This window comes from Hymenobacter antarcticus (assembly GCF_039539545.1).
Taxonomy (GTDB): domain Bacteria; phylum Bacteroidota; class Bacteroidia; order Cytophagales; family Hymenobacteraceae; genus Hymenobacter; species Hymenobacter antarcticus.
The window spans coordinates 1-23,932 of the sequence record NZ_BAABDI010000006.1 but is presented as its reverse complement, the minus strand read 5'-3'; the positions used below and the strand labels follow the sequence as shown (position 1 = coordinate 23,932).

Below are 23,932 nucleotides of genomic sequence, written 5' to 3'. Positions count from 1 at the left end.
GCGGGCTATTTCCATGAGCCGCCCGGGATGAACACAACAACGCAAGAAGAAAGAGAATACCTGGAAGAAATCAAGGAACAGCTGACGCTGGCCATCCGGCGGATTGATGGCAGCGTGAAGCAGTTTTCCGACGAGCTCCGGGAGAAAAAACAGTACATCCACGAGCACCAGTCCAGCATGGACGATGCCGACATGGTGTCCGCCGGGCAGTCCATCAACCGCATGGCCTTTACCGGCGAAGCCGCCGTGGCCCGCAAGCGCAAGCTGCTGAAGCTGGGGCAGTCGCCGTACTTCGGCCGTATCGATTTCGTGCCCCGGGGCCAGCAAAAAATGCCGGTGTACATCGGCATGTATTCCTTCATCGACGAGCAGCGACGCCAGAGCCTCATCTACGATTGGCGGGCACCCATCTCGTCCATGTTCTACGACTTCGAGCTGGGCCCGGCCGCGTTCTCCACCCCGGCCGGCGTGATGGAGGGCACTATTGAGCTGAAGCGCCAATATAAAATTCGGGACGGCCGCTTGGAGTTCATGCTCGAAAACGACGTGAACATCCACGACGACGTGCTGCAGCGCGAGCTGGCCAAGTCGTCCGACGACAAGCTGAAGAACATCGTGGCCACCATTCAGCGGGACCAGAACGCGGTGATTCGCAACGAGACCGCGCCGGTGATGGTCATTCAGGGGGTGGCCGGGTCGGGCAAAACCTCCATTGCCCTGCACCGCATTGCCTTCCTGCTCTACCGCTACCGCGAGAGCATCGCGGCCAAAGACGTGCTCATTATTTCGCCCAACAAGGTATTCGCCGATTACATCTCGAACGTGCTGCCCGAGCTGGGCGAAGAGCATATCCCGGAGCTGGGCATGGAAGAGCTGGCGGCCGACCTGCTAGAGCACCGGCACCCGTTCCAGACCTTCTTCGAGCAGGTGTCGGTGCTGCTGGATAATCCCGCCCCCGCCTTCATCGAGCGCATCCGGTTCAAGTCCTCGTTTGAGTTCCTGAGCCAGCTGAATCAGTACCTGATTTACGTGGAGAACAACTACTTCACCGTGAAGGAGCTACGGGTGGGCCAAACCGTGGTGCCGCTGCCGTTTCTGCTGGCCAAGTTCCGCACCTTTCACCGGGTGCCGCTCCTGAAACGCTTTGCCCTGGTGGCCGAGGAGGTGCGTGCCTACGTGCGCGAGGCCGCCCGCCGTAAGCTCACCAATCAGGAGAAAAACGCCATTGGGGAGGCCATTCCGCGCATGTTCCGGTTCCACCAGGTGCCGGACCTGTACCGGGATTTCTACCGCTGGCTGGGCAAGCCCGAGCTCCTGAAGATTGACCAGAACCCGCGCCTGGAATACGCCGACGTATTCCCCCTGATTTACCTGCGCCTGCGCCTGGAAGGCATCAGCGCCTACGACCACGTGAAGCACTTGCTGGTGGACGAGATGCAGGACTATACCCCCGTGCAATACGCCGTGCTGTCGCGCCTGTTCGCGTGCCGCAAAACCATTCTCGGCGACGTCAGCCAGACGGTGAACCCCTACAGCTCCTCCTCGGCCGAAACCATCGAGCGCGTTTTTCCGCAGGCCGAAATCGTGAAGCTGTACCGCAGCTACCGCTCCACCGTCGAGATTACGGCCTTCGCCCAGCGCATCACGCCCAACCCCCACATCATCCCCCTCGAACGGCACGGGCCGGAGCCGGTGGTGGCACGCTTCGCCAGCCAGGACGAGGAGCTGCAGGCCATTCAACGCCTGCTCCTCACTTTCCGAAGCTCCGGCAATCATTCGCTGGGCATTATCTGCAAAACCCAGCGGCAGGCCGCGGCGGCGTATCAGGCGCTGCAAGCCCCCGGCATTCAGCTGCTCACCGAAGAGTCCACGACCTTCCAGGAAGGCGTCATCATCACCACGGCCCATTTGGCGAAGGGCCTGGAATTCGATGAGGTTATCGTGCCCTTTGCCTCGGCCCGGACCTACAAAACGGAGGTCGATAAGAGCATGCTCTACGTGGCCTGCACCCGGGCCATGCATCAGCTCACGCTGACTTACTCAAATGAAATTACCGAATTCCTGCAAGTGCGCGCGGATAATCAGTTAGTATAAAGCCAATTATACTGAGCGCAGCCCCGGCATCTCTACCGCAGCGGTAAAGGTGCCGGGGCTGCGCAAGCTCCGGATGAGCACAACGGCCTTTTACGGGACCGCCTCACTATCTGCTATTTCGGCGCTGGCTTGCCGTATTCCTGCACGGGCTCGTAGATCATGCCCAGCTTGGTATCGCCGGTGATGGTCAGGTCGAGGTTGGCTTTGGTGGCGCTGGGGTTGAGGAGCACGGCCGTGGAGCCGGCCGCAAATTTCAGCACGCCCGACTGGCCGGGGGCCAGCGTGACTTTGCCGAACGTGCCGCCGCCCTTGGGCCGCTCCCGGATTTCGACGGGCACGGTGCCCACGTTTTTGGCCGCCACCTTGAACGCGCCCAGCTGGTCGCCACCCAGGATAAACTGCTTGCCCGGCTCAATAAACAGGTTGGAATGGATGGTGCCCGCCAGCGCCAGCAGCGGCAGCAGCAGCAAAGCCAGCGCGAGTACTCGCACAGACGCTACGGAAGTGAGGAAGTTTTTCATGGGTTGGGGATTGGGGTTGGTGACGTGATGCCCCAAAATTCCTCCATTCCCATTCCGCCCGCGCTTCAACTTATGCCTTGGGCCGTCCCAGCTTATGATTTGGGCCGGCTAACCTCGCTCGGCGTGCGGCCCGTCAGCTTCTTAAACACCCGATTGAAGGTTGACTTCGAGTTGAAGCCCGACTCTAACGCAATGCCTACCAGCGAGTAATGCCCCAGGCGCGGGTCTTGTAGCTTGCGCTCGGCCTCGGCCACGCGGTAGCTATTCACAAAGTCGTTGAAGTTCTGCCCGCAACCGGTGTTGATGACGTGCGAGAGCAAGGACGTATTGGTGCGCAGGCGGTGGGCCAGCTCGGCCAGGGTCAGCTCCGGCTCCAGCCAGGGCTGCTCTTCCGTCATCATCTGCTGCAGTTTCTCCCGCCAGGGGTGCAGCTCGGGGGCCAGCCCGGCGGCAGGCAAAGCAACCGGTTCGAAAGCTACTGGGGTTTCGGCGACCAGCAATTCCTGCGGCTCCAGAATCTGGCGCGCCGCGTTTTTTTCCAGGTTTGCGGCAGGCTGTGGCGGCTCATCAGCTACCAATGCTTCCTCCGTGGCGCCATCCAGGCCTGGCATTGCCGGGGCGGGTGCGTAGGGCACATCCCCGGTTGTGCGCAGGGCTTCGGGCTCGAAGCGCAGCGGCACTACGGAGGCAAAATTGGCTTGCAGCCCCACGATGCTGAGGTAATAAATCAGCGCTCCGTTGGCGAAGTAGGCGTACCAATAGCCGCCGTAGCCCAGCGGGCCAACGGCCTCGTTCACTACCTCGAAGCCCACCCATAGCAGCAAGCCCAGCAGCGCGGCCACCAGCAGGTCGCGCAGCCCGCGAAACCGCAGCCGGGCCGTGTCCGAAAAATTGTCGTCGAGGTAGCGGCGGTAGCGCCGAAACAGACGGAGCGTGGCCAGCCCGTAGCCCAACATCAGGGCGTAGCCCAACCAGCCCGCCGGCCCGTTGATACTGTCCAGCCAATTAGCGGCCTCGCCTTTGGTGCCGAAATGATACGGCAGGCCCTGCCCGTGCAGGGCCCGGCCCCAACCCAGGTCGTAGAGGGCCGCCGCCGCGTACAGCCCCGCATACAGCAGCCCCGGCAGCAGGTGCCGCCAGTGCCGGCGCAGCTCAAACTCCTGGTTGGTGAGGCTCCGGAAGTACAGGTAGAAAGCCGGGCCCCACATCAGCCACGGCTGCCACGGCACGTAGAACATGATGGTGGAATAGCTGTCGTGGCTGTCGTACCAGCCGGCGTAGCCCAGCATCCACTGCGTCACGGGCAGCACATTCAGCAGCAGCAGCAAGCCCAGCAGCCCGTCGGGCAGGTGGCCGAAGCGGGCCGCCCGCACCAGCAAGTGCAGGACCAGCAGCAGCCCCGGCACCACAAATGGCAGCAGCAACCCGCTATAAGCACTAAATTGAAACAGCATGGCGCTAAGCTACTATAACAAGGGCAAGAGGGTAGAAGGGTATGGGGGTAGGAGTTGCCAGGGTCGTTTTAATTCCTACCCGCCTACCCCCACGCCCTCCTACCCTCCTGGCCTTCACGCCGTGGCCAGCATGCCCGCCAGCTCGGCCACGCAGTCGGTGAGCTGCTCCCAGGCGGGCAGCACGAAATACTGGCTCTGGTAGCGCGTGCCCGTCACGGGCGTGCGCAGCACCGTAGCCAGGTCGAAGGCCGGGCGTGGGGTGTGCTCGTTCACGCAATGGTGGATTTCGCCGGCCGACGACAGCAACCCCGCCCCATACAGCCGGGGCTGGCCCTCGTGCTGCACCAGCCCAAACTCGGCCGTAAAAAAGTACAGCGCCCACAGCTGCTCGCGAGCCGGCGAGCCCTCCGGCTGCGCCTGATAAGCCTGACCCAGGTTGTGGAGAAAATCGGCCAGGCCTTCATCAAGCAGCATGGGTACGTGGCCGAACAAGTCGTGAAACAGGTCGGGCTCCGGGCTGAAATCGAAGCTGTGCATAGCCCGGATGCGGGTCACGATGGGGAATTTGCGCTCGGCGAGCAGCGCGAAGAAAGCGGCCGGCTCGAACGGCCGCCCCACCGGGGCCAGCTGCCAGCCGGTGTGCGCCCGCACCGTCGCGCTCAGCTCGCCGATGTCGGGGATGGCCTCGCGGCGCAGCCCCAGCCGGGCCAGCCCCTGGCTGAAGGCCGGAGCGGCGCGCCGGTGCAACAGGGCCGTCTGCCGGTCAAAGAGGACTTTCCAGACCAACTTGTCCTGGTTGGGGGCGGTGGAGAGGTTGCGCTGGTTGAACATAGCTGATTAGACGAAAAAAAAGCCCGATATCCTGGCGGATTCGGGCTTTCGAAAGGTTTCTAAGGAAGTTCGGGTTTTATGCCTCGTTTTCCTCTAGCGCCAATCGCAGCCCGCCCTTACCCATTGTGGGGCAAGTCGCTAGCATGGTACGATTGACGAATTGGTGACGCATAAGTGAAACGAATTTAGGAACTGATTTCAGAAATACAAGTATTCTGATTAATTAATTTTTTGTTACTCCAGCTCACCGCGCAGCTGGTAAACGCGCCGCAGGTTGCGAATCAGGCGGGCCGATTCGTCGAAATCCAGGGTCTGCGCGCCGTCTGAAGCAGCCGTTTCGGGCGTTTCGTGGGTTTCGTACACGATGCCGTCGGCTCCGGCCAGCACGCCGGCCAGCGCCATGGCCGGCACGTACTCCCGAATGCCGATGCCGTGCGATGGGTCGACAATAACGGGGAGGTGACTTTTGGCTTTCAAAATAGGTACTGCATTCAAATCCAGAGTATTGCGACTAGCCGTTTCGAAAGTACGGATGCCGCGCTCACACAGAATCAGCTTCTCATTACCCCCCGAAAACACGTACTCCGCCGACGACAGCAGCTCCTCGATAGTTCCCGAAATGCCGCGCTTAATCATCACCGGCTTGTCCACGCCGCCCAGCGCATCCAGTAGGTTGAAGTTCTGGGTGTTGCGCGCCCCCACCTGGAACACGTCCACGAAATCGTGCATCTCCTCCACCTGCGACACCTGCATGACTTCGGTCACGATTTTGATGCCGCGCTCGCGGGCCATGCGGTGGAAATCGCGGAGCCCATCCATGCCCAGGCCCCGGAAGGCGTAGGGCGACGAGCGGGGCTTGAATACGCCGCCGCGCATCAGGCGTACGCCGTTCTCTACCAGGTGGTTCATCACCTTTTCCATCTGGGCTTCGCTTTCGATGCTGCACGGGCCGGCGCACAGCGCCAGCGTGCCCTCGCCTATCGTCACGCCATCGCCGAGGTCGAGCACGGTGGGTTTCACGCGCCACTTCCGGCTCACCAGCTTATAGTCGTCGCTCACGTGGTGCACGTCGCGCACGCCCGGCAGCTGGCCGATGGTGCGAATGTCCACGTCCTTTTTCCCAATGGCCACTACGTAGTGTGCGTGCTGGGTAGTTACCTCCGTGGCTTTGTAGCCCTGCTGCTTAAGGTGCTCAGTGATAGCAGCGACGGAGGCGTTTTTTTCGAGTTGAATTACCATGGATTTAAGGGAGAAAGAACGTCATGCTTCGCGGCGCTCCGCATGTCGTTCGGGAGGTTCAAAAAATGGCTACGCCTGCTTGATGCTGCGCACAAACCGGGTGGCAGCGTCGGGCACATCCTCCACATCCCGCAATGCCTGAATGAGGGCTGAGCCGATGATGGCCCCGTCGGCGTGGCCGCAGGCGCGGTCAAAACCGACTTTATCGGCGATGCCGAAACCGATGAGGCGGGGGTTTTTCAGGTTCATGGCCGCGATGCGCTCGAAGTATAGCTGCTGCGCATCGGCATCGGGCAGAGTGGTACCGCCCGTGGTGCCGGGCCCGGATACGAGGTAAAGAAAGGCTTCCGACAAGCTGTCGAGCCGGCGAATTCGCTCTTCCGAGGTTTGCGGGGTAATGAGGAACACGGCTTTTATACCGTATTTCTTGAAGGTTTCCTGGTAGAACTCCTCGTACTCGGCGAGCGGCAGGTCGGGCAGAATGAGGCCATCGACGCCCACTTCGGCGGCTTTTTGGAGGAATTCTTCCACCCCAAACTGCATCACCGGGTTGAGGTAGCCCATGAGCAGCACCGGCGTATCGGCCACGGCATTTCGCAGGCCCCGCAGCTGCTCGAACAGCACCGGCAGATTCATGCCATTGGCCAGGGCCACCGTGCTGCTGCCCTGAATGACCGGGCCATCGGCCAGCGGGTCGGAGAAGGGCATGCCGATTTCGAGGATATCGGCCCCGGCTGCTACCAGCGCCTGGGCCAGCGGAATGGTATCGTGCAGACTGGGGTAGCCGGCAGTGAAATAAGTATTGAGCAGGTTAGTTTTGCTCTCGAAGGCTTGTTGAATTCTATTCATGAGGCGTTTACCGCAGAAGACGCAGAGGTTTTTCGCAGAAAATGAAGCGGACGTTCTTCTGCGTCTTCTGCGAAAAACCTCTGCGTCTTCTGCGGTGAAAAAAATCAGATGAGCTTATCCATGTTCTTGAGGTACGTATCCAAATCTTTATCGCCGCGGCCGGAGAGGTTCACTACCACCACATCGTCTGGCCCCGCGCCCAGTTGGCCCAGTGCCGCCAGCGCGTGCGCCGTTTCCAGGGCCGGAATAATTCCCTCCATCTTACTCAGCTCGCTCACCGCCGCCAGGGCATCATCGTCGGTAATGGCGATAAACTCTGAGCGACCGACTGCCCCCAAATAGGCGTGCAGCGGCCCGATGCCGGGATAATCCAGCCCCGCGCTCAGCGAGTACGGCTCCGTAATCTGGCCGTGCTCGTCCTGCATCAGCAGCGTGCGGCTGCCGTGAATGATGCCCGGCGTGCCCAGCACCGACGTAGCCGCCGAGTGCCCGGAATAAATGCCGTGACCAGCTGCTTCCACCGCAATCAATCGCACCGAAGGCTCATTCAGAAAGTGGTAGAATGCGCCGGCCGCGTTGGAGCCGCCGCCCACGCAGGCCACCACGAACTGCGGCAGCTCGGAACCGGTTTTCACCAGCAGCTGCTTGCGCATCTCTTCGCTGATAACGGCTTGCAAACGGGCTACCAAATCCGGATACGGGTGCGGCCCCACCACCGAGCCAATGATGTAGTGCGTATCGATGGGGTTGGCAATCCAGTCGCGGATGGCCTCGTTGGTAGCATCTTTCAAGGTCTGGCTGCCACTGGTCACGCGGCGTACCTCGGCCCCGAGCAGGCGCATGCGGGCCACGTTGGGAGCCTGGCGCTCAATGTCCGTCGCGCCCATGTACACCACGCAGGGCAGGCCCATCAGTGCGCACACGGTGGCAGTGGCCACGCCGTGCTGCCCGGCCCCGGTTTCGGCGATAATGCGCGTTTTGCCCAGCCGCTGGGCCAGCAGAATCTGCCCCACCGTGTTGTTGATTTTGTGGGCACCGGTGTGGCAAAGGTCCTCCCGCTTGAGGTAGATGCGCGTGCCATATTTAGCTGATAAGCGCTTGGCCTCGAACAGCGGCGTAGGCCGGCCCACGTAGTCGCGCAGCAGCTGTTGCATCTCGATTTGGAAATTCGGGTCGGCCATGATTTCCAGGTACTGCGTGCGCAGCTCCTCCACGTTGGGGAACAACATTTCGGGCACGAAAGCACCACCGAATTCGCCGTAGTAGCCACGGACGGAGGGCTGTTGATAGGAAGTAGTCATCGTGAACAGGTTGTTGAGACGTCAGGCTGAGCCGGGCGTTTTGGGTTTAATTATTCGTTCGCAGCGCCAGCAGCATCTGGCCCAGCCGGCCGGCGTCTTTCACGCCAGGCGCGGTCTCGAAGCCGCTGTTTAAATCGACTCCTACCAGGCCGGGTAGGCGTAAAACCGCCAGTTCGGCGGCGTGTTCCAGGCCCAGGCCGCCGGCCAGAAAGTACGGCACGGGCAGGTTGTAGCCAGACAACAAATTCCAGTCGAAAATGGCCCCGTTGCCGCCGGGCGCGGCCCCCTTGGTATCAAACAAAAAAAAGTCGCAATACGGCACATAAGGCAGCAGAGCGGTAAAATCAACCTCCTGCCCTACCGAAAATGCCTTCATAACCAGCAGGCCCGCTTCGCCTAATTCTTCGCATTGGGCGGGCGTTTCCTGCCCGTGCAGCTGCACGGCGGCCAAACCGAAGCGCCGGGCAGTGGCAAGAATATTTTCCGTGGTTTCATTCACGAAAACCCCCACTTTCCAGATGCCTGATGGCAGGGCGCGCACCAGCTCGGGAGCCAGCACATCGCCCACGAAGCGGGGCGACCTGGGCGCGAAAATGAAGCCCAGAAAATCCGGTGCCAGCGCGCCCACTTCGGCCAGGGCCGCTGCGTCGCGCATGCCGCATACTTTCACCAGCAGCCGTGCCGGGGCATCGGGCGGCGGCTGGGGCAGCACCGACTCGGCGGCACCGGGCACGCCGGCAGCAAGCGCAAAAGCAGGCAGATTGGGGCGGGGCGCTTTCATAATCAGCTCATTAAACAGTGGCAGCCGACAGCTTGGGCAGCGCCGCGATTTCCTGCACCAGCGTGGCGCAGGCCCGCTCGGGCCGGGCGTGGCGCATGAAGGCCTCGCCCAGCAAAAACCCCCGGTAGCCCACTTCGCGCAGCTGGCCGATAGCCCTGGCAGTGGAAATCCCACTTTCCGACACTTTCACAAACTCACCCGGAATGGCTTCCGCCAAGGTCATGGACGTATCCAGGCTCAGGCTGAAATCGTGCAGGTTGCGGTTGTTGACCCCGATTAAATCCACGGCTTCGGCATTAGCGGAGCGGGCCAGCTCCTCGGCATCGTGCACTTCAAGCAGCACTTCCAGACCCAGCGAGCGGGCGAGGCGGCCCAGCCGGTCGATTTCGGCGGGCGAGAGCACGGCGGCAATGAGCAGCACGGCATCGGCCCCAATACTTTTGGCTTCGAGAATCTGATACTCGTCCACCACAAAATCCTTGCGGATAATAGGGCAGAAATTGAAGCGGCGGGCCGTGGTCAGGTCCTCATTTTTGCCGCCGAAAAACTCCGTATCGGTGAGGATGGACAGGGCCACCGCGCCGGCCTGCATGTAGCCCAGCGTGGTGCGCTCCACCGGCGCGTACTGATTTATCCAGCCCTTGGAGGGCGACTTGCGCTTGAACTCGGCAATGAGGCCGCTGCCGCCTTCGCGCAGCAGGTACTTCCGCAACGACAGCGGCTGCGAATTGAAATGCAAGCTGGTTTCGAGCAGCTTGACGGGCACCAGCTCGCGGCGTGCGGCAATTTCCTGGCGCTTGTGGGCAACAATGGTATCGAGAATCGTGAATTGGGACATGAGGCAGGATAATTTACTTCGATAGCGCGGGTGAAACCTCACCCCCTGACCCCCTCTCCAAAAAAGAAGGGGCACCGGTTTTGCGCACTTTTTACAACTTTGCGTTTTCGTAATTTGATTCGTCCGGTGCCCCCTCTTTTTTGGAAAGGGGCCGTGCCCGGCAGGGGTCAGGAGGTGAGATTGACGCGGAGGGCGTTATTGAGTAGCTAACATCGTTTCAAACGCGCGTTTCGCCGCCCCCGAATCCAGCGATTCGCGGCTTTGGGCCAGGGCAGTTTCCCAGCTCAGGCCGGGGCGGGCGCATTGCAGGGCCAGCGCGGCGTTGGCCGTCACCACGTTGCGCTGGGCGGGGGTGCTGGCTCCATCCAGCACTTGCTTAAACAGTTCGGCGGCGGCCGTTACGGTGCTGCCGCCGGCCAGGTCGTCGGCGGTGCAGGCGGGCAGGCCCAGCGTGTCGGCGGTCAGCAGGCGCTCGCCCTCGAAGGAAGAAACCACTTTGGCCGGGCCGGTGAGGGCCAGCTCGTCGTAGCCATCCAGGGCATGCACCACGGCGTAGCGGGTGCCGGTGGGCTGCATGAGGTAGTGGTAGAGGCGCTGCAACTCCAGGCTGAACACGCCCAGCAGCTGCGCCGCCGGCCGGGCCGGGTTCACCAGCGGGCCGAGGATGTTGAAGAAGGTGCGCAGGCCCAGCTCGCGGCGCACCGGCCCGGCGTGGCGCATGGCCGGATGGAAGGCCGGCGCGTGCAGAAAGCAGATACCCGCCCGGTCGAGCTGCCGCCGCAGCTGGTCGGAGCTGGCTTCGAAGTCATACCCATGATGGGCCAGCACATTGGACGCGCCGGATACCGACGATACCCCAAAATTGCCGTGCTTGGCTACCTGCACCCCCGCCCCGGCCACCACAAAACAGGCCAGCGTGGAGATATTGAGCGTGTTTTTGCCATCACCGCCCGTACCCACGATGTCAACAACTTCGTGCGTACCCAGCTCCGGGTCACGGCTCAAATCAAGCAATGCCTGCCGAAATCCGGCCAGCTCGGCCACGGTAATAGGCCGCATCCGGTACACGGCCAGGAAGGCGGCGGTTTCGGCCGGGTTGGCGCCGCCCTCGCCCAGCTGGCGCATGGCAGCATGCGCCTCGACGTGCGTCAGGGGCTGGTGGTCGAAAAGCTTGGTGAGAATATTTTTCAAAACAATGAATTACAAGTAGAACGTCATGCTGAGCGCAGCCGAAGCATCTCGCTCGCATCGTTGAGACAGCATTGAAAACTCCCCCGGTAGAGATGCTTCGGCAAGCGGACGCCAGATGAAGCATGACCGCCTTTTTACCTCCAGTCAGCTCAACCAATTTTCCAGCATCCTGGCTCCGTGCTCAGTCAGAATACTTTCGGGGTGAAACTGCACGCCGCGCACGTCATATTCGCGGTGCCGAAAGGCCAGGACTTCGCCGTTCGCATCGCGGGCCGTCACCTCCAGCGTAGCCGGCATCGACTCGGGCCGCACGGCCCAGGAGTGGTAGCGGCCCACCTGAAACCGGGCTGGCAGGCCGGCAAACAGCCGCTCATCGGCAACCGTCACTTCGGCTTCGTTGGCCACGCCGTGCAGCACATCGGGAATGTTATACAGCTCGGCACCAAAGCTTTCGGCCAGCCCCTGGTGGCCCAGGCACACCCCCAGAATGCGCTTGGTAGCCGCGTATTTTTGGATGATGGCGGGCATCAGTCCCGCCTCGGCCGGAATGCCGGGGCCGGGCGACAGCAGAATAGCATCGTAGGCATCCACGGCTTCGAGGGTCAGCTGGTCGTTACGAGTCACCGTGAGGTTGGGGCCGTGGCCCAGCTCGCGCAGCAAGTGTACCAGGTTATAGGTGAAGGAGTCGTAGTTATCGAGAACGAGGATTTTCATGGGAATTGACGAAAAAGGAACGTCATGCTGAGCGTAGCCGAAGCATCTCTATCGGGGAAGTAATTAAAGCTGTCTCAACGAAGCGGTAGAGATGCTTCGACAAGCGGACGTTAGATGAAGCATGACGGTCTACCGCACTTCCGCCGCGGCCCGCAACGCGGCGCGCAGGGCCCCCAGCTTGTGGTGAACTTCCTCCAGCTCCGACTGCGTATTGGACGCCGCCACCACGCCCGCGCCGGCCTGGAAATACAGCTGATTGCCAGTGCTCAGAAACGAGCGAATCATGATGGCGTGGTTGAAGCTGCCATCGAAGCCCAGGTGGCCGAGGCAGCCGCCGTAGTAGCCGCGGGCGGTGGGTTCCAACCCATCAATCAGCTGGATGGCGCGGAACTTGGGGGCCCCCGAGAGCGTGCCGGCCGGGAAGGTATCGGCCACTACCTGCAGGGTATCAGTGCCTTCCGATAGCTCCGCCGTGACTTTGCTTACCAGGTGAATGACATGCGAGTAGAACTGGATTTCGCGCAGCGTGCGCACCTGCACCTGGGTGCCGTGGCGGGCCAGGTCGTTGCGGGCCAGGTCTACCAGCATCACGTGCTCGGCGTTTTCCTTGGGGTCGGCGGCCAGGCGCTGAGCGGCGGCGGCATCGGCCGCGTCATCGCCGGTGCGGCGGTAGGTGCCCGCAATCGGAAACAGGCTGGCCTCGCGGCCCTGAACCAGTACCTGCGCCTCGGGCGAGGAGCCGAATATTTTGTAGTCGCCGTAGTCGAAATAAAACAGGTAGGGCGACGGATTGATGGAGCGCAGCGCCCGGTACACGCTAAACTCATCGCCCGAAAAGCCCTGCTGAAACCGGCGCGAAAGCACAATCTGGAACACGTCGCCGCGCAGGCAGTGGGCCTGGCCCTGCGCGAGCCGCGCCAGAAACTCCTCGTCGGTCTGGTTGCTCTCTTCCTCGCCCAGCGTGCTAAAGCTGAAATTCGGGACGCTGGGGTGCCGCACCAGGTTTTCGAGGCGGTCCAGGCCGTCGGTTTCGGTTGAGGTCTGGCCCGCCACGCTGTGCTCAAACAGGTGCAGCTCCTGCCGGAAGTGGTTGAAGGCAATAACGTAGCGATACACGCCGTAACGAATGAGGGGAATGTCGCCGGCCGGTATTTTCGCCGGGTCCAGGGTCACGTCCTCGAAGCTTTGCACGGCCTCGTAGCCCATGTAGCCGAACAGGCCGGTGCTGATGAAAGGCAGCTTTTCGGCCGTGGCATCGGGCGTGCCGGCAGCGGCAAAGTCCCGCAGCCGGGCCAGCGCCTCCCGCGGGTGGGCCAGGGTTTCGGTAGTTTCGGGAACACCGGGCAAGGCCTGGTGCAGCACCGCGCCCCGACGCAGCTCAAACGTAGCCAGGGGCTCGCACACCAGGTAGCTGAAGGCGTTTTGCTGGCCGTGGTAGTCGGCGCTTTCCAGCAGCAGGCAGTTGGCGTACTGGTCGCGCAGGCGCAGAAACAGGCCCACGGGGGTCACCGTATCGGCAAGCAGGCGGCGGGTGCGGGTAGTGAGTTGGTAAGACACGAGGTGAAAACGAAACAAATGAGGCAGCAGAACTACTGTTGGGGACGATGCGAAAACAAAAAAACCCGGCTGGGGGCCGGGCTTTTGTGATAAATGGCAAAATCAAACTCGATTTCACCAGGCACACAGGCAGGCCGGTCCGATGTTTCGGAGCTGCCACCACCAAGCCTGGGAAATACGATGTGAAGTCATGTTGAACGAGCGCCATGTCGGATAGCGCAATGCAAAGATATAGCAGCTTTTTTAGAATTCCTGCAACCACAATCAAAAAACAGTACGAGCCTGCTAACTACAGGTTTCTATTGCAGCTAATCTCGCAACTGCTATTCTCAACAAGTCAACACCCGTTTTTCACCTCGATTGAGTCGCTGACGGCTTGGTTTTCACCGCCGGACCAAACAGAAACCGATGCGCCGCCGGAAACTCCCGCCGCCAGAACCACTCCCGGTGCTCGCCATCGGCCGGGGCGCTAAAGGCCAGGTTAGCAGCCGGTACACCTTCGGCCCGCAGCTCGTCGCGCCACTGCTTCATCAGCAGCAGCATGGTTTCCGATTCCTTGGGCCCGCACACGAAATAGAACCGAGCCGTGGACGCGGCCGGGTGCTTCCGGGCATAGGCCCGCAACGAATCGTTGCACACCCAGAAAGCCGGCGAAAACACCCCTACCCGCCCAAATACGCCGGGGTATTTCAGCGCGGCATACACCGAAATCAGTCCGCCCAGGCTGGAACCGGCCACGCCGGTATGCGCCGCATCGGGCCGGGTGCGATAGTGGGCATCCACGTACGGCTTCAGGGTTTGGGCCAAAAAGTCGACGTAGGCCCCACCCTGACCGCCCTGGTGGGGCTGGCCTTTCAGAGCGGCGCTGACCCAGGGAATGTATTCGTCGGAGCGAAACTCATCACCGTTGTCAACGGCGATTACGATGGTGCCGCCCATGTCCTGACCAGCCTTGCTCAACTGGTCCAGGGCTTCATCTACGCCCCACTCCCCGCCGTAGCTGGTCGCCTCGTCAAACACATTCTGCCCGTCGTGCAGGTACAGCACCGGGTAGCGGCGCGCCGTGTTTTTCGCATACCCGGCAGGTAAATACACCCACACCCGACGGCGGCGACCCAGCTGCGGCATCAAAAAGGAGGTGGACAAAACACGCACCTGCGGCGTGGCCGTATGCTTTTTGGGCATAGCCACAATTCCGCTTTGGTCATCCCAGGCCAGCACTTGATGCGAAATTTCACGGGCCGCCGTCAAATCGGCCTTGCGATTGGCAATCTGCTGGTTTTTACCGTCGATTTCCACGGTTGGCCAACTGCCGCGGGTAAACTTGTATTCTACCGGGCCGGAGTTGAGAGGCAGGTTGATTTGGTAGCTGCCATCGGCGTTTTTGCGCAGCGCGAACCGAGGGCTACGCGGGTTCCAATTATTGAACGAGCCAGCTACGAAGAGGGTATCGGCAGCGGGGGTAGCAGCCGGAACCCGGGTAATCTTCAGAATCGTTTGGGCAAAAACCGGGCTCATTACGAGCACCAATCCACTGGTTAGCAGCGCTTTCAATTGCATGAAGGAGTGGCTCGTTAGCGAATCGTTTCGCCGCTGCCTGCCCCCCGCTCCGCCGAATCCATCTTGCGGAGCGTGTACACGGCCCGCACCGAGTCGACCCCCGGCAGGCCATTGGACTGAAAGTCGAGCAGCGACCCTTTTTTCTGCGGCGCTTTCACAAAGTGCCGATACTCTTCGGCCGATTCGCGCACTACGTACAGGAAGCTCGACGACGGCATCTTCAGCCGCGAATAGAAGCTGCGGCCGTCGCCCACGGGGCGGCGGGTATCCTCGGCAATGGCGCTGGTGCCCAGCAGGCGGTACTTGGTTACGTCGCTGCCCGGCAGGGCCAGGTTGCCCAGGCCATCCACGAACACCTCGCGCCGCGTCATGAGGTTCTCCAGGTCGAGGGTTTTGAGCAGGCCCAGGTTTTCTTCGGCCATGATGAGCTGCTGCACCGATTTGCCGGGGGCCGGCTCTTCGTAGTACACCAGCACCGGCTTCTTAATCTTCACCTTGCTCACCATCATGGGCAGGGGCTTTTCTTCGGTATCATTGTCGCTCTCCGTCCGGATTGTGGAGTACACGGGGGGCGGCTTCACGACGTTCCGACCGCTGGGCACCGGCTTAGCGCTGCTTTTGGGCACGGGCTTGCGCGAACCGGGCCGGGACTGGGCCACGGCGCTGGCCAGGGTAGCGGCCAGCAGCAACACAATAAGCAAAATGTGCTTTTTCATCTTCTAGGGAAAAGCCAAAAGTAGCGACGAGTTGGCGGCCTGGCAAGGCAACTGCTGCGCCAACCACCATAGTGAGTACCATTGAGAGGTGGATACGCCAGCCAGCCGCAAGGTACCAAATCTGCCGGTTCCAGAGCGGCCTCAGCACCCTGAGTGTCACCATTGCCTGCCATCCGGAAAATAGTGGTGGGGCCCAAAAACCGGATAAACGGCTGCTTGCTGAGTCCGAAAGTCCCGCCTTTTAAGAAATTTCACCAATCGATTGTCGTATTTTTCCAAACGATTGCGCCAAAATGGACCTCAAGCTAAAACCCTAGTTTAAAAGCAGTTGTTAATAAAATTGGGCCTATTTTTTTCCCGAATCGATTTCTGCATAGTTCGTTGTTAATCAGTATATTTATTAAAAATCGACAGGTGGGCCACTGGCCATTACTGAGCCCCCTGTACACCACTTATCACGCTGTTTTAGTGGTAACTTGCGGAGCTTTCAGCAAGCTATTTTGTTAAAAAAAACTCCCACCATTTTTTCACCAAATCCGTTTCCTATGAAACACTCCTATTTAGCGAAGCTGATGTTTCTGCTTTTGCTTGCGGGCCTGGGTTTTCCATCAAGCGCCTTTGCTCAAACCGGCTCCGTAAGCGGCCGGGTGCTTGACAACAAAAATGAAGGCATCCCGGGCGCAACGGTCCTCATTTCTGGCACTTCCCTCGGCAGCTCGTCCAACGTCGACGGTACGTACAACATTCAGAACGTGCCGGCGGGTCCACAGACCCTGGTAATATCGTTTGTGGGCTACAACTCCGTGCGCCGCCCGGTAACGGTTGTTGCGGGCCAGAACATCGAAATTTCGGCCGACCTGACCGAAAACACCACCCAACTCTCGGAAGCCATTGTAGTGGGCTACGGCACCCAGCGCCGCCAGGACGTGACGGGCTCGGTAGCCACCGTCGACGAGCGCCAGTTCGTGAAAGGCCAGGTAACCAACCCCGAGCAGCTCATCCAGGGCAAGGTGGCCGGCGTGCAAATCACGACCGGTGGCGGCGCTCCCGGCAGCGGTACGCAGGTGCGCATTCGCGGTGGGTCTTCGCTTTCGACCACCAACGAGCCCCTTTATATTATCGACGGCGTGCCGATTGATAACTCCGAATTTAAGTTCGGCGACAACAAGGGTGTTACCAATCCGCTCACCCTCATCAACCCCAACGACATCGAAACCTTCACCGTGCTGAAGGATGCTTCGGCGACGGCCATCTACGGCTCGCGGGCTTCGAACGGGGTTATCCTTATCACCACCAAGAAAGGCGCGGCCGGCGAAACCTTCCGCCTCAACTTTAACTCGCAGTTCTCGGTATCGAAGCGCACGCGCAGCACCAACGTGCTATCGGCCGACGAATTCCGGGCCTATGTGCTGGCCGACACCACCACTACTCCCCCTGTTGCGCCGGGTGGCCCGCGGGTACGCGCGCCTCGTGGTGCCGACTTGCTGGGCACCGCCAATACCAACTGGCAGGACGAGATTTTCCGCACGGCTTATACGTTCGACAACAACGTAAGCCTGAGCGGCACGGCAGCCAAAGTGCCTTACCGCGTTTCCTACGGCAATTTGCGCCAGGAGGGCATTTTGAAAACCAGCGAGCTCAAGCGTAACTCACTGTCGATAGGCCTCACCCCGCGCCTGTTTAGCGACGCCCTGCGGATTGATATCAACCTGAAAGGCTCCATCACCGATAATACCTTCGGCGACGAGGGAGCCATTGGTAATGCGATTCGGTTTAATCCCACTCAGTCCGTTCTTTCGGGCAACCCCGCCTTTGGTGGCTACTACGAAGACCTGGAAGGCACCCGTCCCAACTCGCTGGCCCCGCGTAATCCCGTGGGCCAGTTGGCGCTGCGCGAGGCTACCAGCCGCGTAAAGCGCAGCATCGGCAACATTCAGTTCGACTACAAGCTGCCTTTCGTGAGCGGCCTGCGTGCCAACTTTAACCTGGGCTACGATGTGCTGCGCAGCGACGGCAACACGTTTGTACCCAACTTTTCGGCCCTGCAAATCCGAGACGTAGCCAAGCCCGAGCTTAATGGGGAGAACAACCCGTACTCCCAAAACCGCAACAACTGGCTGAACGAGTTTTATCTGAACTACACCCGCGAGTTTGAGTCGGCAGGCCGCGTTGAGTTGTTGGCTGGTCACTCCTTCCAGGAGTTCTTCCGCCGGGCTCCCAACAACATCGCCCTCACGGCTATCAACATCCCACAGCCCGGAGCAGCGGCCCCGGCTTATGCCTTTTCGGGTGGTGAGTATGCTCTCGAGTCGTACTACACCCGCCTGAACTACAGCCTGAAGAACCGCTACCTGCTCACGGCCACCCTACGGGCCGACCGCTCCTCCCGCTTCGCTCCCGCCAACCGCACGGGCTATTTTCCGGCCGTAGCCGTGGGCTACCGCCTGAAGGAAGAAAGCTTCCTGCGCGATTCGAAACTGTTCTCGGACCTCAAGCTGCGCGCCGGCTACGGTATCACGGGCCAACAGGAAGTGGGCGACCAGTTCTACGGTTACCTGGCTACCTACCTGCTCAGCGAAGCTACCGCTTCGTATCAGTTGGGTAACAACTTCATCCGTACCTACCGTCCCCAAGGGTATTTCGACAACCTGAAGTGGGAAGAAACCAGCACCTTCAACGCCGGCCTGGACTACGGTTTGCTTGGCAACCGCCTCAGCGGTACGGTAGATGTGTACCTGCGCAAAACCGACCGCCTGCTGAATTTCACCTCACCGCCGGCTGGCTCCAACATTGCCAACGAGTTGTTCTTTAACGTGGGCAGCCTCGAGAACCGCGGCATCGAGTTCGCCCTGAATGCTGTGCCTGTACAAAGCACCAATTTCAACTGGAACGTGAACTTCAACGTGGCCTTCAATCGCACCAAGCTCACCAAACTTACCCTCAACGACGTGCCCGGCGGCGTGGGTCAGCAAACCGGTGACATATCGGGCAGCGTAGGTCAGCGCATCCAAGTACAAACGGTGGGCTTTGCGCCCCAATCCTTCTACGTGTACAAGCAGAAGTATAACGACCAAGGCCAACCTATTCAAGCCAACGGCGTGAATGGTGGCATCAATGCGTTTGAAGACCTGAACGGCGACGGCCAGATTACGCCGGCCGACAAGTACCGCTACAAGCAGGCTGCGCCGGTTACCATTCTGGGCTTCAGCTCGAATATGACCTATCGCAACCTGAGCCTGGCTTTCACCTTGCGCAGCAACTTGGGTAATTACGTTTACAACAACGTAAACTCCGACCTGGGCTACCGCGCCGGCACCTACGGCAACGGCGTGCTCTTCCTCAATAACCGGGTACAGGATGCTGTTTCTACTGGTTTTAACGCCGTGCAGCGGGAGTCGGACTACTACGTAACCGATGCCTCGTTCGTGCGCATGGACAATGCCACTTTAGGGTACAACTTTGATAAAGTAATGGGCAAAAAGGCAAACCTTGGCTTGTCGTTCGCTGTTCAGAACGCATTCGTTATCACCAAGTACAAAGGCATTGACCCCGAAATCAACAACGGCATCGACCGCACTTTTTACCCGCGGCCCCGCACCTTTACCCTCGGTCTGAACGTCGGCTTTTAATCCACCGTTACTCAACCCCTATTTGCCATGAAATATGCATTCTCGCGCGGTTTGACCACGGTGGCAATCGCCGCCAGCCTGGTAACCGTCAGCTCCTGTAACCTCGACCGCCAGCCGCTCTTCGAGCCCGGCTCGGAGGAAGTATTTCAGGATTTTGCTAATTACAAGCCTGCCCTGGCCAAAATCTACGCCGGTCTAGCCATCAGTGGGCAGCAGGGCCCTTCGGGTCGCCCTGATATCACGGGCCTCGATGAAGGCTTTACCAACTACCTGCGCGGGTACTGGAAAGCACAGGAGTTGACCACCGACGAGGCCATTATCGGCTGGGCCGACGGCAACTTGCCTGCTTACCAGAACATGAACTGGACCTCGGGCAACGAATTTATTCGGGCCATGTATGACCGCATCTTTTATCAGATTGGGTTGTGCAACGAGTTTTTGCGCCAAACCACTGATGCCAAGCTGAGCGAGCGCGGCATTTCCGATGCCGACAAGCAAACCGTGAAGGCCTACCGCGCCGAAGCCCGCTTCATGCGCGCCTTAAGCTACTGGCACGCGCTGGATATGTTCGGTAACGTGCCATTCGTGACCGAAGCTGATGCCGTAGGAGCCACGCCCCCGCCGCAGTATTCGCGTACACGCCTGTTCAACTTCGTGGAGTCGGAGCTGCTTGCCATCGACGGTGACCTGATTGCTCCCCGCCAAAACGAGTACGGCCGCGCCGACAAGGCTGCTGCCTGGACGTTGCTGGCCAAACTGTACCTGAACTCGGTGGTGTACACGGGCGTGGGCGCAACGCCCGGCACGCCCCGCTACGATAAGTGTATTACCTACTGCGACAAGGTAATTGGTGCGGGCTATGTGCTGCAGACTACAAAAACCTCAATTTTTCCGGCCTACGCCCGCAATTTTCTAGCCGATAACAACACGTCGCCCGAGTTCATTTTCACTACCAACTTTGATGGCGTGCGCACCCAGGGCTATGGCGGCACTACATTTATAATTCACGCTGCCGTAGGTGGTCGGCGCATGAAGCCCGGCGAACAGTTCGGCATCAGCAGCGGTGGTTGGGCCGGCACCCGGGCCAAGAAAAACCTGCCCCTGCTCTTCCCTGACACCACTCAGGCCTGCCCCGATAAGCGGTTCCTGTTTTACACTAATGGCCAGCGTCTCGAAATCACGGCTGTCGACAACTTCAACCATGGCTTCGCGGTAAAGAAATTCCGCAACGTGCTTTCTACGCCCACGTCTACCGGTGCTTTACAACCGGGCCAGGATGCCAGCGGCACTTTTACTGACACCGACTGGCCGGTATTCCGTTTGGCTGATGTGAACCTGATGTATGCCGAAGCTACTATTCAGGGCGGCGCGGGTGGCGACCGGGGCAAGGCTTTGCGCTTACTCAACGACATCCGCAACCGCGCCTATGGAAACACTGCGGGCGTAACCACTGGCAACATCACCGATGCGGCCATGAATATGCAGTACATCCAAGACGAACGCGCCCGCGAGTTGTATTGGGAGGGCTATCGCCGTACCGACCTCATTCGTTTTGGCAAGTTCACGAGCGGCAGCTATGTGTGGCCTTACAAAGGCAATACGCCCGCTGGCCAAGGTGTTGACGCCAAATTCAACCTGTTCCCGATTCCGATTACCGACATGTCGGCCAATCCCAATCTGGTACAAAACCAGGGCTACTAAATCCTTCTACCAAAGCGGTTTTAGAAGTGTACTGGCATAAAAAAAGCCTTCCTGTGGGAAGGCTTTTTTTATGCCAGTACACTTCCTTGTTTGATGCTTCACACTGTTTAGGGGTATCGAAATAACTCGTTCTAATACTGCTGTTACGCAGCGGGGCTGGCGCGTCTGTTACTCGCGCCAGCCCCGCTGCGTAACAGCAACTCATTTGCGAGGCGGATGATACGGCCAGGCAATTGATAAATACGACGCTCTGAAACGCAGCCTGAAATTGCGGCAAACAGGTGGCTCCGGGAGTTCACCTATTCGCAATTTGAATAAGTAAATAACAAAGAATTTACCACTTCATTCAGCGGTGGCTGAGCCTATTTTATTTGCAGAAATAAGCTCGTCAAAGCACAAATAATTACTCGGGTTATTTCCCTGATTACGGTGCAGGTTAAGCGGATGCTTTATTACTGATTTAACCCTCGGATTCGTTTCCTGACAAAGCAATTAAATTCAATGTTCAGGCACAAAAAAAGGCTCCGCTGCAATGCAGCGGAGCCTTTTTTACTTGATTAATTCAGCTTACAGCAGTACTACTTTGCGGGTAGCTACTTTGTCGCCCACCTGCACGCGCACCATGTAGGTGCCAGCGGCGATGGTCGAGCTGTTGAGGCCGATGTTCTGGAAGCCGGCGGCCTGTTTGCCATCCTGCAGGGTGCGCACGGTGCGGCCCATGAGGTCGGTCAGTACCACGTTCACATACTCGGCACCGTTCAGCACGCGGTAGGTAACGGTGGCCTGGCTGTTCGAGGGGTTCGGGAATACGCTCATGGCTACCGAAGCCTCATCGGCCTGCTTGGTGCCAAGTACTACGTTGAAAGTAGCCGCCTGGGTACCAGCCTCCTGCGTGAAGTCGGGGTCGAAAGCAAAGTTCGACGAGTTGGGCGTCGTGCCGGTCAGCACTTCCGGAATCACGTCGCTGGACCAGAAGCCGCTGGCGCTGATGTAGGCACCAAACACGCGCACGATGGACGCGCCCGAAGGCAGGCCCAGAGCAGTACGGTCCAGTTCCAGCTCCAGGGCCAAAGAACCGACGCCGCCGCCGTTGGCATTGCCGGGGTTAGTCAGCACTTTGCCATCGGGCGAGTCTTTGTAAGCCACGCGGCCACCCGCGAATTTGCTGAACGTACCAACCGTAGCAGCAGCCGGGAAGGCAACGGCCGTACCGGCGGCCGGAGCCGTTACGGTCAGGTTCACCGAAGTACCAACCGTGGCCGATGAGTAGTTGGCCAACTGGGGAATCTGCCCGGCGGCATCACCTTTCAGGTTGAAGGCAATATCAGCCTGCAAGTCGAGGCGGGCTCCGCCACGCGTGAACGTATTGTCATTGGCAGGGATAGCGGAAACAATGGGCGGCAGGGCCGTACCAACCGGAACGCCGGTAGCGTTGGGCAGGTCGATGTAGAAAGCGAAACCGTTGCCACTACGCTCCATGGTGCCAGCCAGGGCCAGGTGCAGTTTGGTGCCAGTGTTGGCACCGTACATCTGCAGGAGGCCCCAATCGCCGAAACCGGCAGGGTGAGGAGCCGTGTAGCGGCCAAGCGAAACGTATTTGCCGGCACCGATTTCGGTGGCATTGATAACACCATCAAGCACTACCTGTGCCTGGGCGTTAATTGACGCTGCAACCAAGGTTCCAGCGGCCGCGAGGGTAAAGAGTTTTTTCATTTTTGTGAAAAATTAAAAAAAGGTGGGTAAAAAACAAAATCTGATTTCCAGGGGGCATTTTTTTTGAAGTCTCAAGAATGAACTCCCTGAATCTTGGTAAAAATAGCAACCAATGCGGCAATTTAAAGCTTTTACAACGCTTTTATTTCCAGGATTGACATTTAATTTCTGTCGTTAGAAATACTTCTGGTACGGTTGCACGGCAAGTGCGTTACAATCCTTACTTTCGTTCCCCATTTACCTGTTCAATTTACGTATGATTCTGATTGCAGACGGCGGTTCAACCAAGTGCAGCTGGTGCCAGCTCGATGACGCACACAACCGGGTGTATTTTAATACCGAGGGGTACAATCCCGATTTTATGGACACGGCGGCCATCGCGGCTTCGCTCACCCAGCACCTGCCCGATACCCTCCCGCATGAGCAGGTCCACGAAATTCACTTTTATGGGGCTGGCGTATCGTCGGCCCAGAAAGCAGAGGTGATTGCGGCGGCGCTCCGGCAGCTGTTTCCCAATGCCAAAGTGAAGGTGACGGAAGACCTGCTGGCCGCGGCGCGCGCTTTGCTGGGCCGCAAGCCCGGCTTTGCGTCCATTTTGGGCACGGGCACCAATTCCTGCCTCTACGATGGGGAGAAGATTACCTACAACGTGGACTCGCTGGGCTACTTCCTGGGCGATGAAGGGTCGGGGTCGTTTTTTGGTAAGCGGCTGTTGCGCGACTACTTGCGCGGCCTGCTGCCCGATGGCCTGCAGGAAACGTTCCGCGAAACCTACAACCTGGGCTCGCGCAACGATATTCTGGACCGGCTCTATAACCAGCCGCTGCCCAACCGCTTCCTGGCCAGCTTCGCCAAATTTGCCTACGACCACAACAACGTGAGTTACTGCCGCGAAATAGTGCTCGACGGCTTCGAGACGTTTTTTCAGAATCTGGTGCTGCACTATCCGCGCTACCAGGAATATACGTTTAACTGCGTGGGCTCGGTAGGCTATAATTTCCGCGACGTGCTGACGCAGGTGGCCCGGGGCCACGGCATGGAAGTTGGTAAAATCATCCGCTCCCCTATCGACGACTTGGTGTCGTACCACGAGGAGTAAATCGCAGGGTCGATAAGTGTCTCGTCCGGCTATATGTTGACAGGAATAAGGCAAGGGCCCTGCTCGGATTTTCCGGCGGGGCTTTTTCCTTGCAAATGGACTTGATTGGGGGTTAAGTAATTCAGGGCCAGGTGGGGCCGTTCC

18 protein-coding genes are annotated in these 23,932 nt (G+C 59.5%); 4 read left to right on the top strand and 14 right to left on the bottom strand.

All coding sequences use genetic code 11. The features are described from left to right. The first annotated feature begins 27 nt into the window (after positions 1-27). Positions 28-2,094 carry a HelD family protein gene (locus tag ABD819_RS06290; protein WP_345122187.1) on the top strand — a complete coding sequence of 689 codons (2,067 nt, stop codon included), beginning with the start codon at positions 28-30 and terminating at the stop codon, positions 2,092-2,094. A gap of 113 nt (positions 2,095-2,207) precedes the next feature. On the opposite strand, the gene ABD819_RS06285 is transcribed toward ABD819_RS06290, so the two are convergent. From ABD819_RS06285 to ABD819_RS06225, 13 genes are all read right to left on the bottom strand, one after another. After that, positions 2,208-2,615, bottom strand: coding sequence for a hypothetical protein (locus ABD819_RS06285; protein ID WP_345122185.1), 408 nt, complete (start codon positions 2,613-2,615; stop codon positions 2,208-2,210). 92 nt (positions 2,616-2,707) lie between these two features. Continuing rightward, positions 2,708-4,069 (bottom strand): helix-turn-helix domain-containing protein, encoded by a 1,362-nt coding sequence (locus ABD819_RS06280; protein ID WP_345122183.1) that lies wholly within the window; start codon positions 4,067-4,069, stop codon positions 2,708-2,710. Between the two features lie 114 nt (positions 4,070-4,183). Beyond that, positions 4,184-4,900 (bottom strand): phenylalanine-4-hydroxylase, encoded by a 717-nt coding sequence (locus ABD819_RS06275; RefSeq protein ID WP_345122181.1) that lies wholly within the window; start codon positions 4,898-4,900, stop codon positions 4,184-4,186. 234 nt (positions 4,901-5,134) lie between these two features. Continuing rightward, positions 5,135-6,139 carry a 3-deoxy-7-phosphoheptulonate synthase gene (gene aroF / locus ABD819_RS06270; RefSeq protein ID WP_345122179.1) on the bottom strand — a complete coding sequence of 335 codons (1,005 nt, stop codon included), beginning with the start codon at positions 6,137-6,139 and terminating at the stop codon, positions 5,135-5,137. Positions 6,140-6,208: 69 nt separating this feature from the next. Further along, a complete protein-coding gene (trpA, locus tag ABD819_RS06265) occupies positions 6,209-6,988 on the bottom strand; it encodes a tryptophan synthase subunit alpha (RefSeq protein ID WP_345122177.1) in 780 nt (259 codons plus the stop codon). 104 nt (positions 6,989-7,092) lie between these two features. Continuing rightward, a complete protein-coding gene (gene trpB / locus ABD819_RS06260; RefSeq protein ID WP_345122175.1) occupies positions 7,093-8,289 on the bottom strand; it encodes a tryptophan synthase subunit beta in 1,197 nt (398 codons plus the stop codon). 46 nt (positions 8,290-8,335) lie between these two features. Then, positions 8,336-9,070 carry a phosphoribosylanthranilate isomerase gene (locus ABD819_RS06255; RefSeq protein ID WP_345122173.1) on the bottom strand — a complete coding sequence of 245 codons (735 nt, stop codon included), beginning with the start codon at positions 9,068-9,070 and terminating at the stop codon, positions 8,336-8,338. A 10-nt stretch (positions 9,071-9,080) separates the two neighbouring features. Next, positions 9,081-9,908, bottom strand: a complete 828-nt coding sequence (gene trpC / locus ABD819_RS06250; RefSeq protein WP_345122171.1) for an indole-3-glycerol phosphate synthase TrpC — start codon at positions 9,906-9,908, stop codon at positions 9,081-9,083. Positions 9,909-10,103: 195 nt separating this feature from the next. Further along, on the bottom strand, positions 10,104-11,099 hold the full coding sequence (gene trpD, locus ABD819_RS06245) for an anthranilate phosphoribosyltransferase (RefSeq protein ID WP_345122169.1): 996 nt from the start codon (positions 11,097-11,099) through the stop codon (positions 10,104-10,106). Between the two features lie 144 nt (positions 11,100-11,243). Further along, positions 11,244-11,813 carry an anthranilate synthase component II gene (locus ABD819_RS06240; RefSeq protein ID WP_345122167.1) on the bottom strand — a complete coding sequence of 190 codons (570 nt, stop codon included), beginning with the start codon at positions 11,811-11,813 and terminating at the stop codon, positions 11,244-11,246. 129 nt (positions 11,814-11,942) lie between these two features. Continuing rightward, positions 11,943-13,370, bottom strand: coding sequence for an anthranilate synthase component I family protein (locus ABD819_RS06235; RefSeq protein WP_345122165.1), 1,428 nt, complete (start codon positions 13,368-13,370; stop codon positions 11,943-11,945). A 351-nt stretch (positions 13,371-13,721) separates the two neighbouring features. Next, a complete protein-coding gene (locus ABD819_RS06230; RefSeq protein WP_345122163.1) occupies positions 13,722-14,930 on the bottom strand; it encodes an alpha/beta hydrolase-fold protein in 1,209 nt (402 codons plus the stop codon). Between the two features lie 14 nt (positions 14,931-14,944). Continuing rightward, positions 14,945-15,646 (bottom strand): hypothetical protein, encoded by a 702-nt coding sequence (locus ABD819_RS06225; RefSeq protein ID WP_345122161.1) that lies wholly within the window; start codon positions 15,644-15,646, stop codon positions 14,945-14,947. Positions 15,647-16,191: 545 nt separating this feature from the next. On the opposite strand from ABD819_RS06225, the gene ABD819_RS06220 reads away from it, so the two are divergent. Further along, positions 16,192-19,275: a SusC/RagA family TonB-linked outer membrane protein gene (locus tag ABD819_RS06220; protein ID WP_345122159.1), complete on the top strand. Its 3,084-nt coding sequence runs from the start codon at positions 16,192-16,194 to the stop codon at positions 19,273-19,275. A gap of 27 nt (positions 19,276-19,302) precedes the next feature. Beyond that, positions 19,303-20,976, top strand: a complete 1,674-nt coding sequence (locus ABD819_RS06215; RefSeq protein ID WP_345122156.1) for a RagB/SusD family nutrient uptake outer membrane protein — start codon at positions 19,303-19,305, stop codon at positions 20,974-20,976. Between the two features lie 567 nt (positions 20,977-21,543). Here ABD819_RS06215 and ABD819_RS06210 read toward each other — a convergent pair. Beyond that, entirely contained in the window at positions 21,544-22,689 is a 1,146-nt protein-coding gene (locus ABD819_RS06210) for a T9SS type A sorting domain-containing protein (RefSeq protein WP_345122154.1), read from the bottom strand. 256 nt (positions 22,690-22,945) lie between these two features. Here ABD819_RS06210 and ABD819_RS06205 point away from each other — a divergent pair, with 256 nt between their 5' ends. After that, on the top strand, positions 22,946-23,788 hold the full coding sequence (locus tag ABD819_RS06205) for an N-acetylglucosamine kinase (RefSeq protein ID WP_345122152.1): 843 nt from the start codon (positions 22,946-22,948) through the stop codon (positions 23,786-23,788). The last annotated feature ends 144 nt before the right edge of the window (positions 23,789-23,932 follow it).

What these genes read in the sequence shown, in the direction of transcription:
- ABD819_RS06275 (WP_345122181.1), bottom strand. Translation starts at nt 4,900, where the DNA reads ATGTTCAACCAGCGCAACCTCTCCACCGCCCCCAACCAGGACAAGTTG.
- ABD819_RS06240 (WP_345122167.1), bottom strand. Translation starts at nt 11,813, where the DNA reads ATGAAAATCCTCGTTCTCGATAACTACGACTCCTTCACCTATAACCTG.
- ABD819_RS06225 (WP_345122161.1), bottom strand. Translation starts at nt 15,646, where the DNA reads ATGAAAAAGCACATTTTGCTTATTGTGTTGCTGCTGGCCGCTACCCTG.
- ABD819_RS06285 (WP_345122185.1), bottom strand. Translation starts at nt 2,615, where the DNA reads ATGAAAAACTTCCTCACTTCCGTAGCGTCTGTGCGAGTACTCGCGCTG.
- trpB (WP_345122175.1), bottom strand. Translation starts at nt 8,289, where the DNA reads ATGACTACTTCCTATCAACAGCCCTCCGTCCGTGGCTACTACGGCGAA.
- ABD819_RS06210 (WP_345122154.1), bottom strand. Translation starts at nt 22,689, where the DNA reads ATGAAAAAACTCTTTACCCTCGCGGCCGCTGGAACCTTGGTTGCAGCG.
- trpC (WP_345122171.1), bottom strand. Translation starts at nt 9,908, where the DNA reads ATGTCCCAATTCACGATTCTCGATACCATTGTTGCCCACAAGCGCCAG.
- ABD819_RS06205 (WP_345122152.1), top strand. Translation starts at nt 22,946, where the DNA reads ATGATTCTGATTGCAGACGGCGGTTCAACCAAGTGCAGCTGGTGCCAG.
- ABD819_RS06215 (WP_345122156.1), top strand. Translation starts at nt 19,303, where the DNA reads ATGAAATATGCATTCTCGCGCGGTTTGACCACGGTGGCAATCGCCGCC.
- trpA (WP_345122177.1), bottom strand. Translation starts at nt 6,988, where the DNA reads ATGAATAGAATTCAACAAGCCTTCGAGAGCAAAACTAACCTGCTCAAT.
- ABD819_RS06230 (WP_345122163.1), bottom strand. Translation starts at nt 14,930, where the DNA reads ATGCAATTGAAAGCGCTGCTAACCAGTGGATTGGTGCTCGTAATGAGC.
- ABD819_RS06290 (WP_345122187.1), top strand. Translation starts at nt 28, where the DNA reads ATGAACACAACAACGCAAGAAGAAAGAGAATACCTGGAAGAAATCAAG.
- ABD819_RS06255 (WP_345122173.1), bottom strand. Translation starts at nt 9,070, where the DNA reads ATGAAAGCGCCCCGCCCCAATCTGCCTGCTTTTGCGCTTGCTGCCGGC.
- aroF (WP_345122179.1), bottom strand. Translation starts at nt 6,139, where the DNA reads ATGGTAATTCAACTCGAAAAAAACGCCTCCGTCGCTGCTATCACTGAG.
- ABD819_RS06220 (WP_345122159.1), top strand. Translation starts at nt 16,192, where the DNA reads ATGAAACACTCCTATTTAGCGAAGCTGATGTTTCTGCTTTTGCTTGCG.
- ABD819_RS06280 (WP_345122183.1), bottom strand. Translation starts at nt 4,069, where the DNA reads ATGCTGTTTCAATTTAGTGCTTATAGCGGGTTGCTGCTGCCATTTGTG.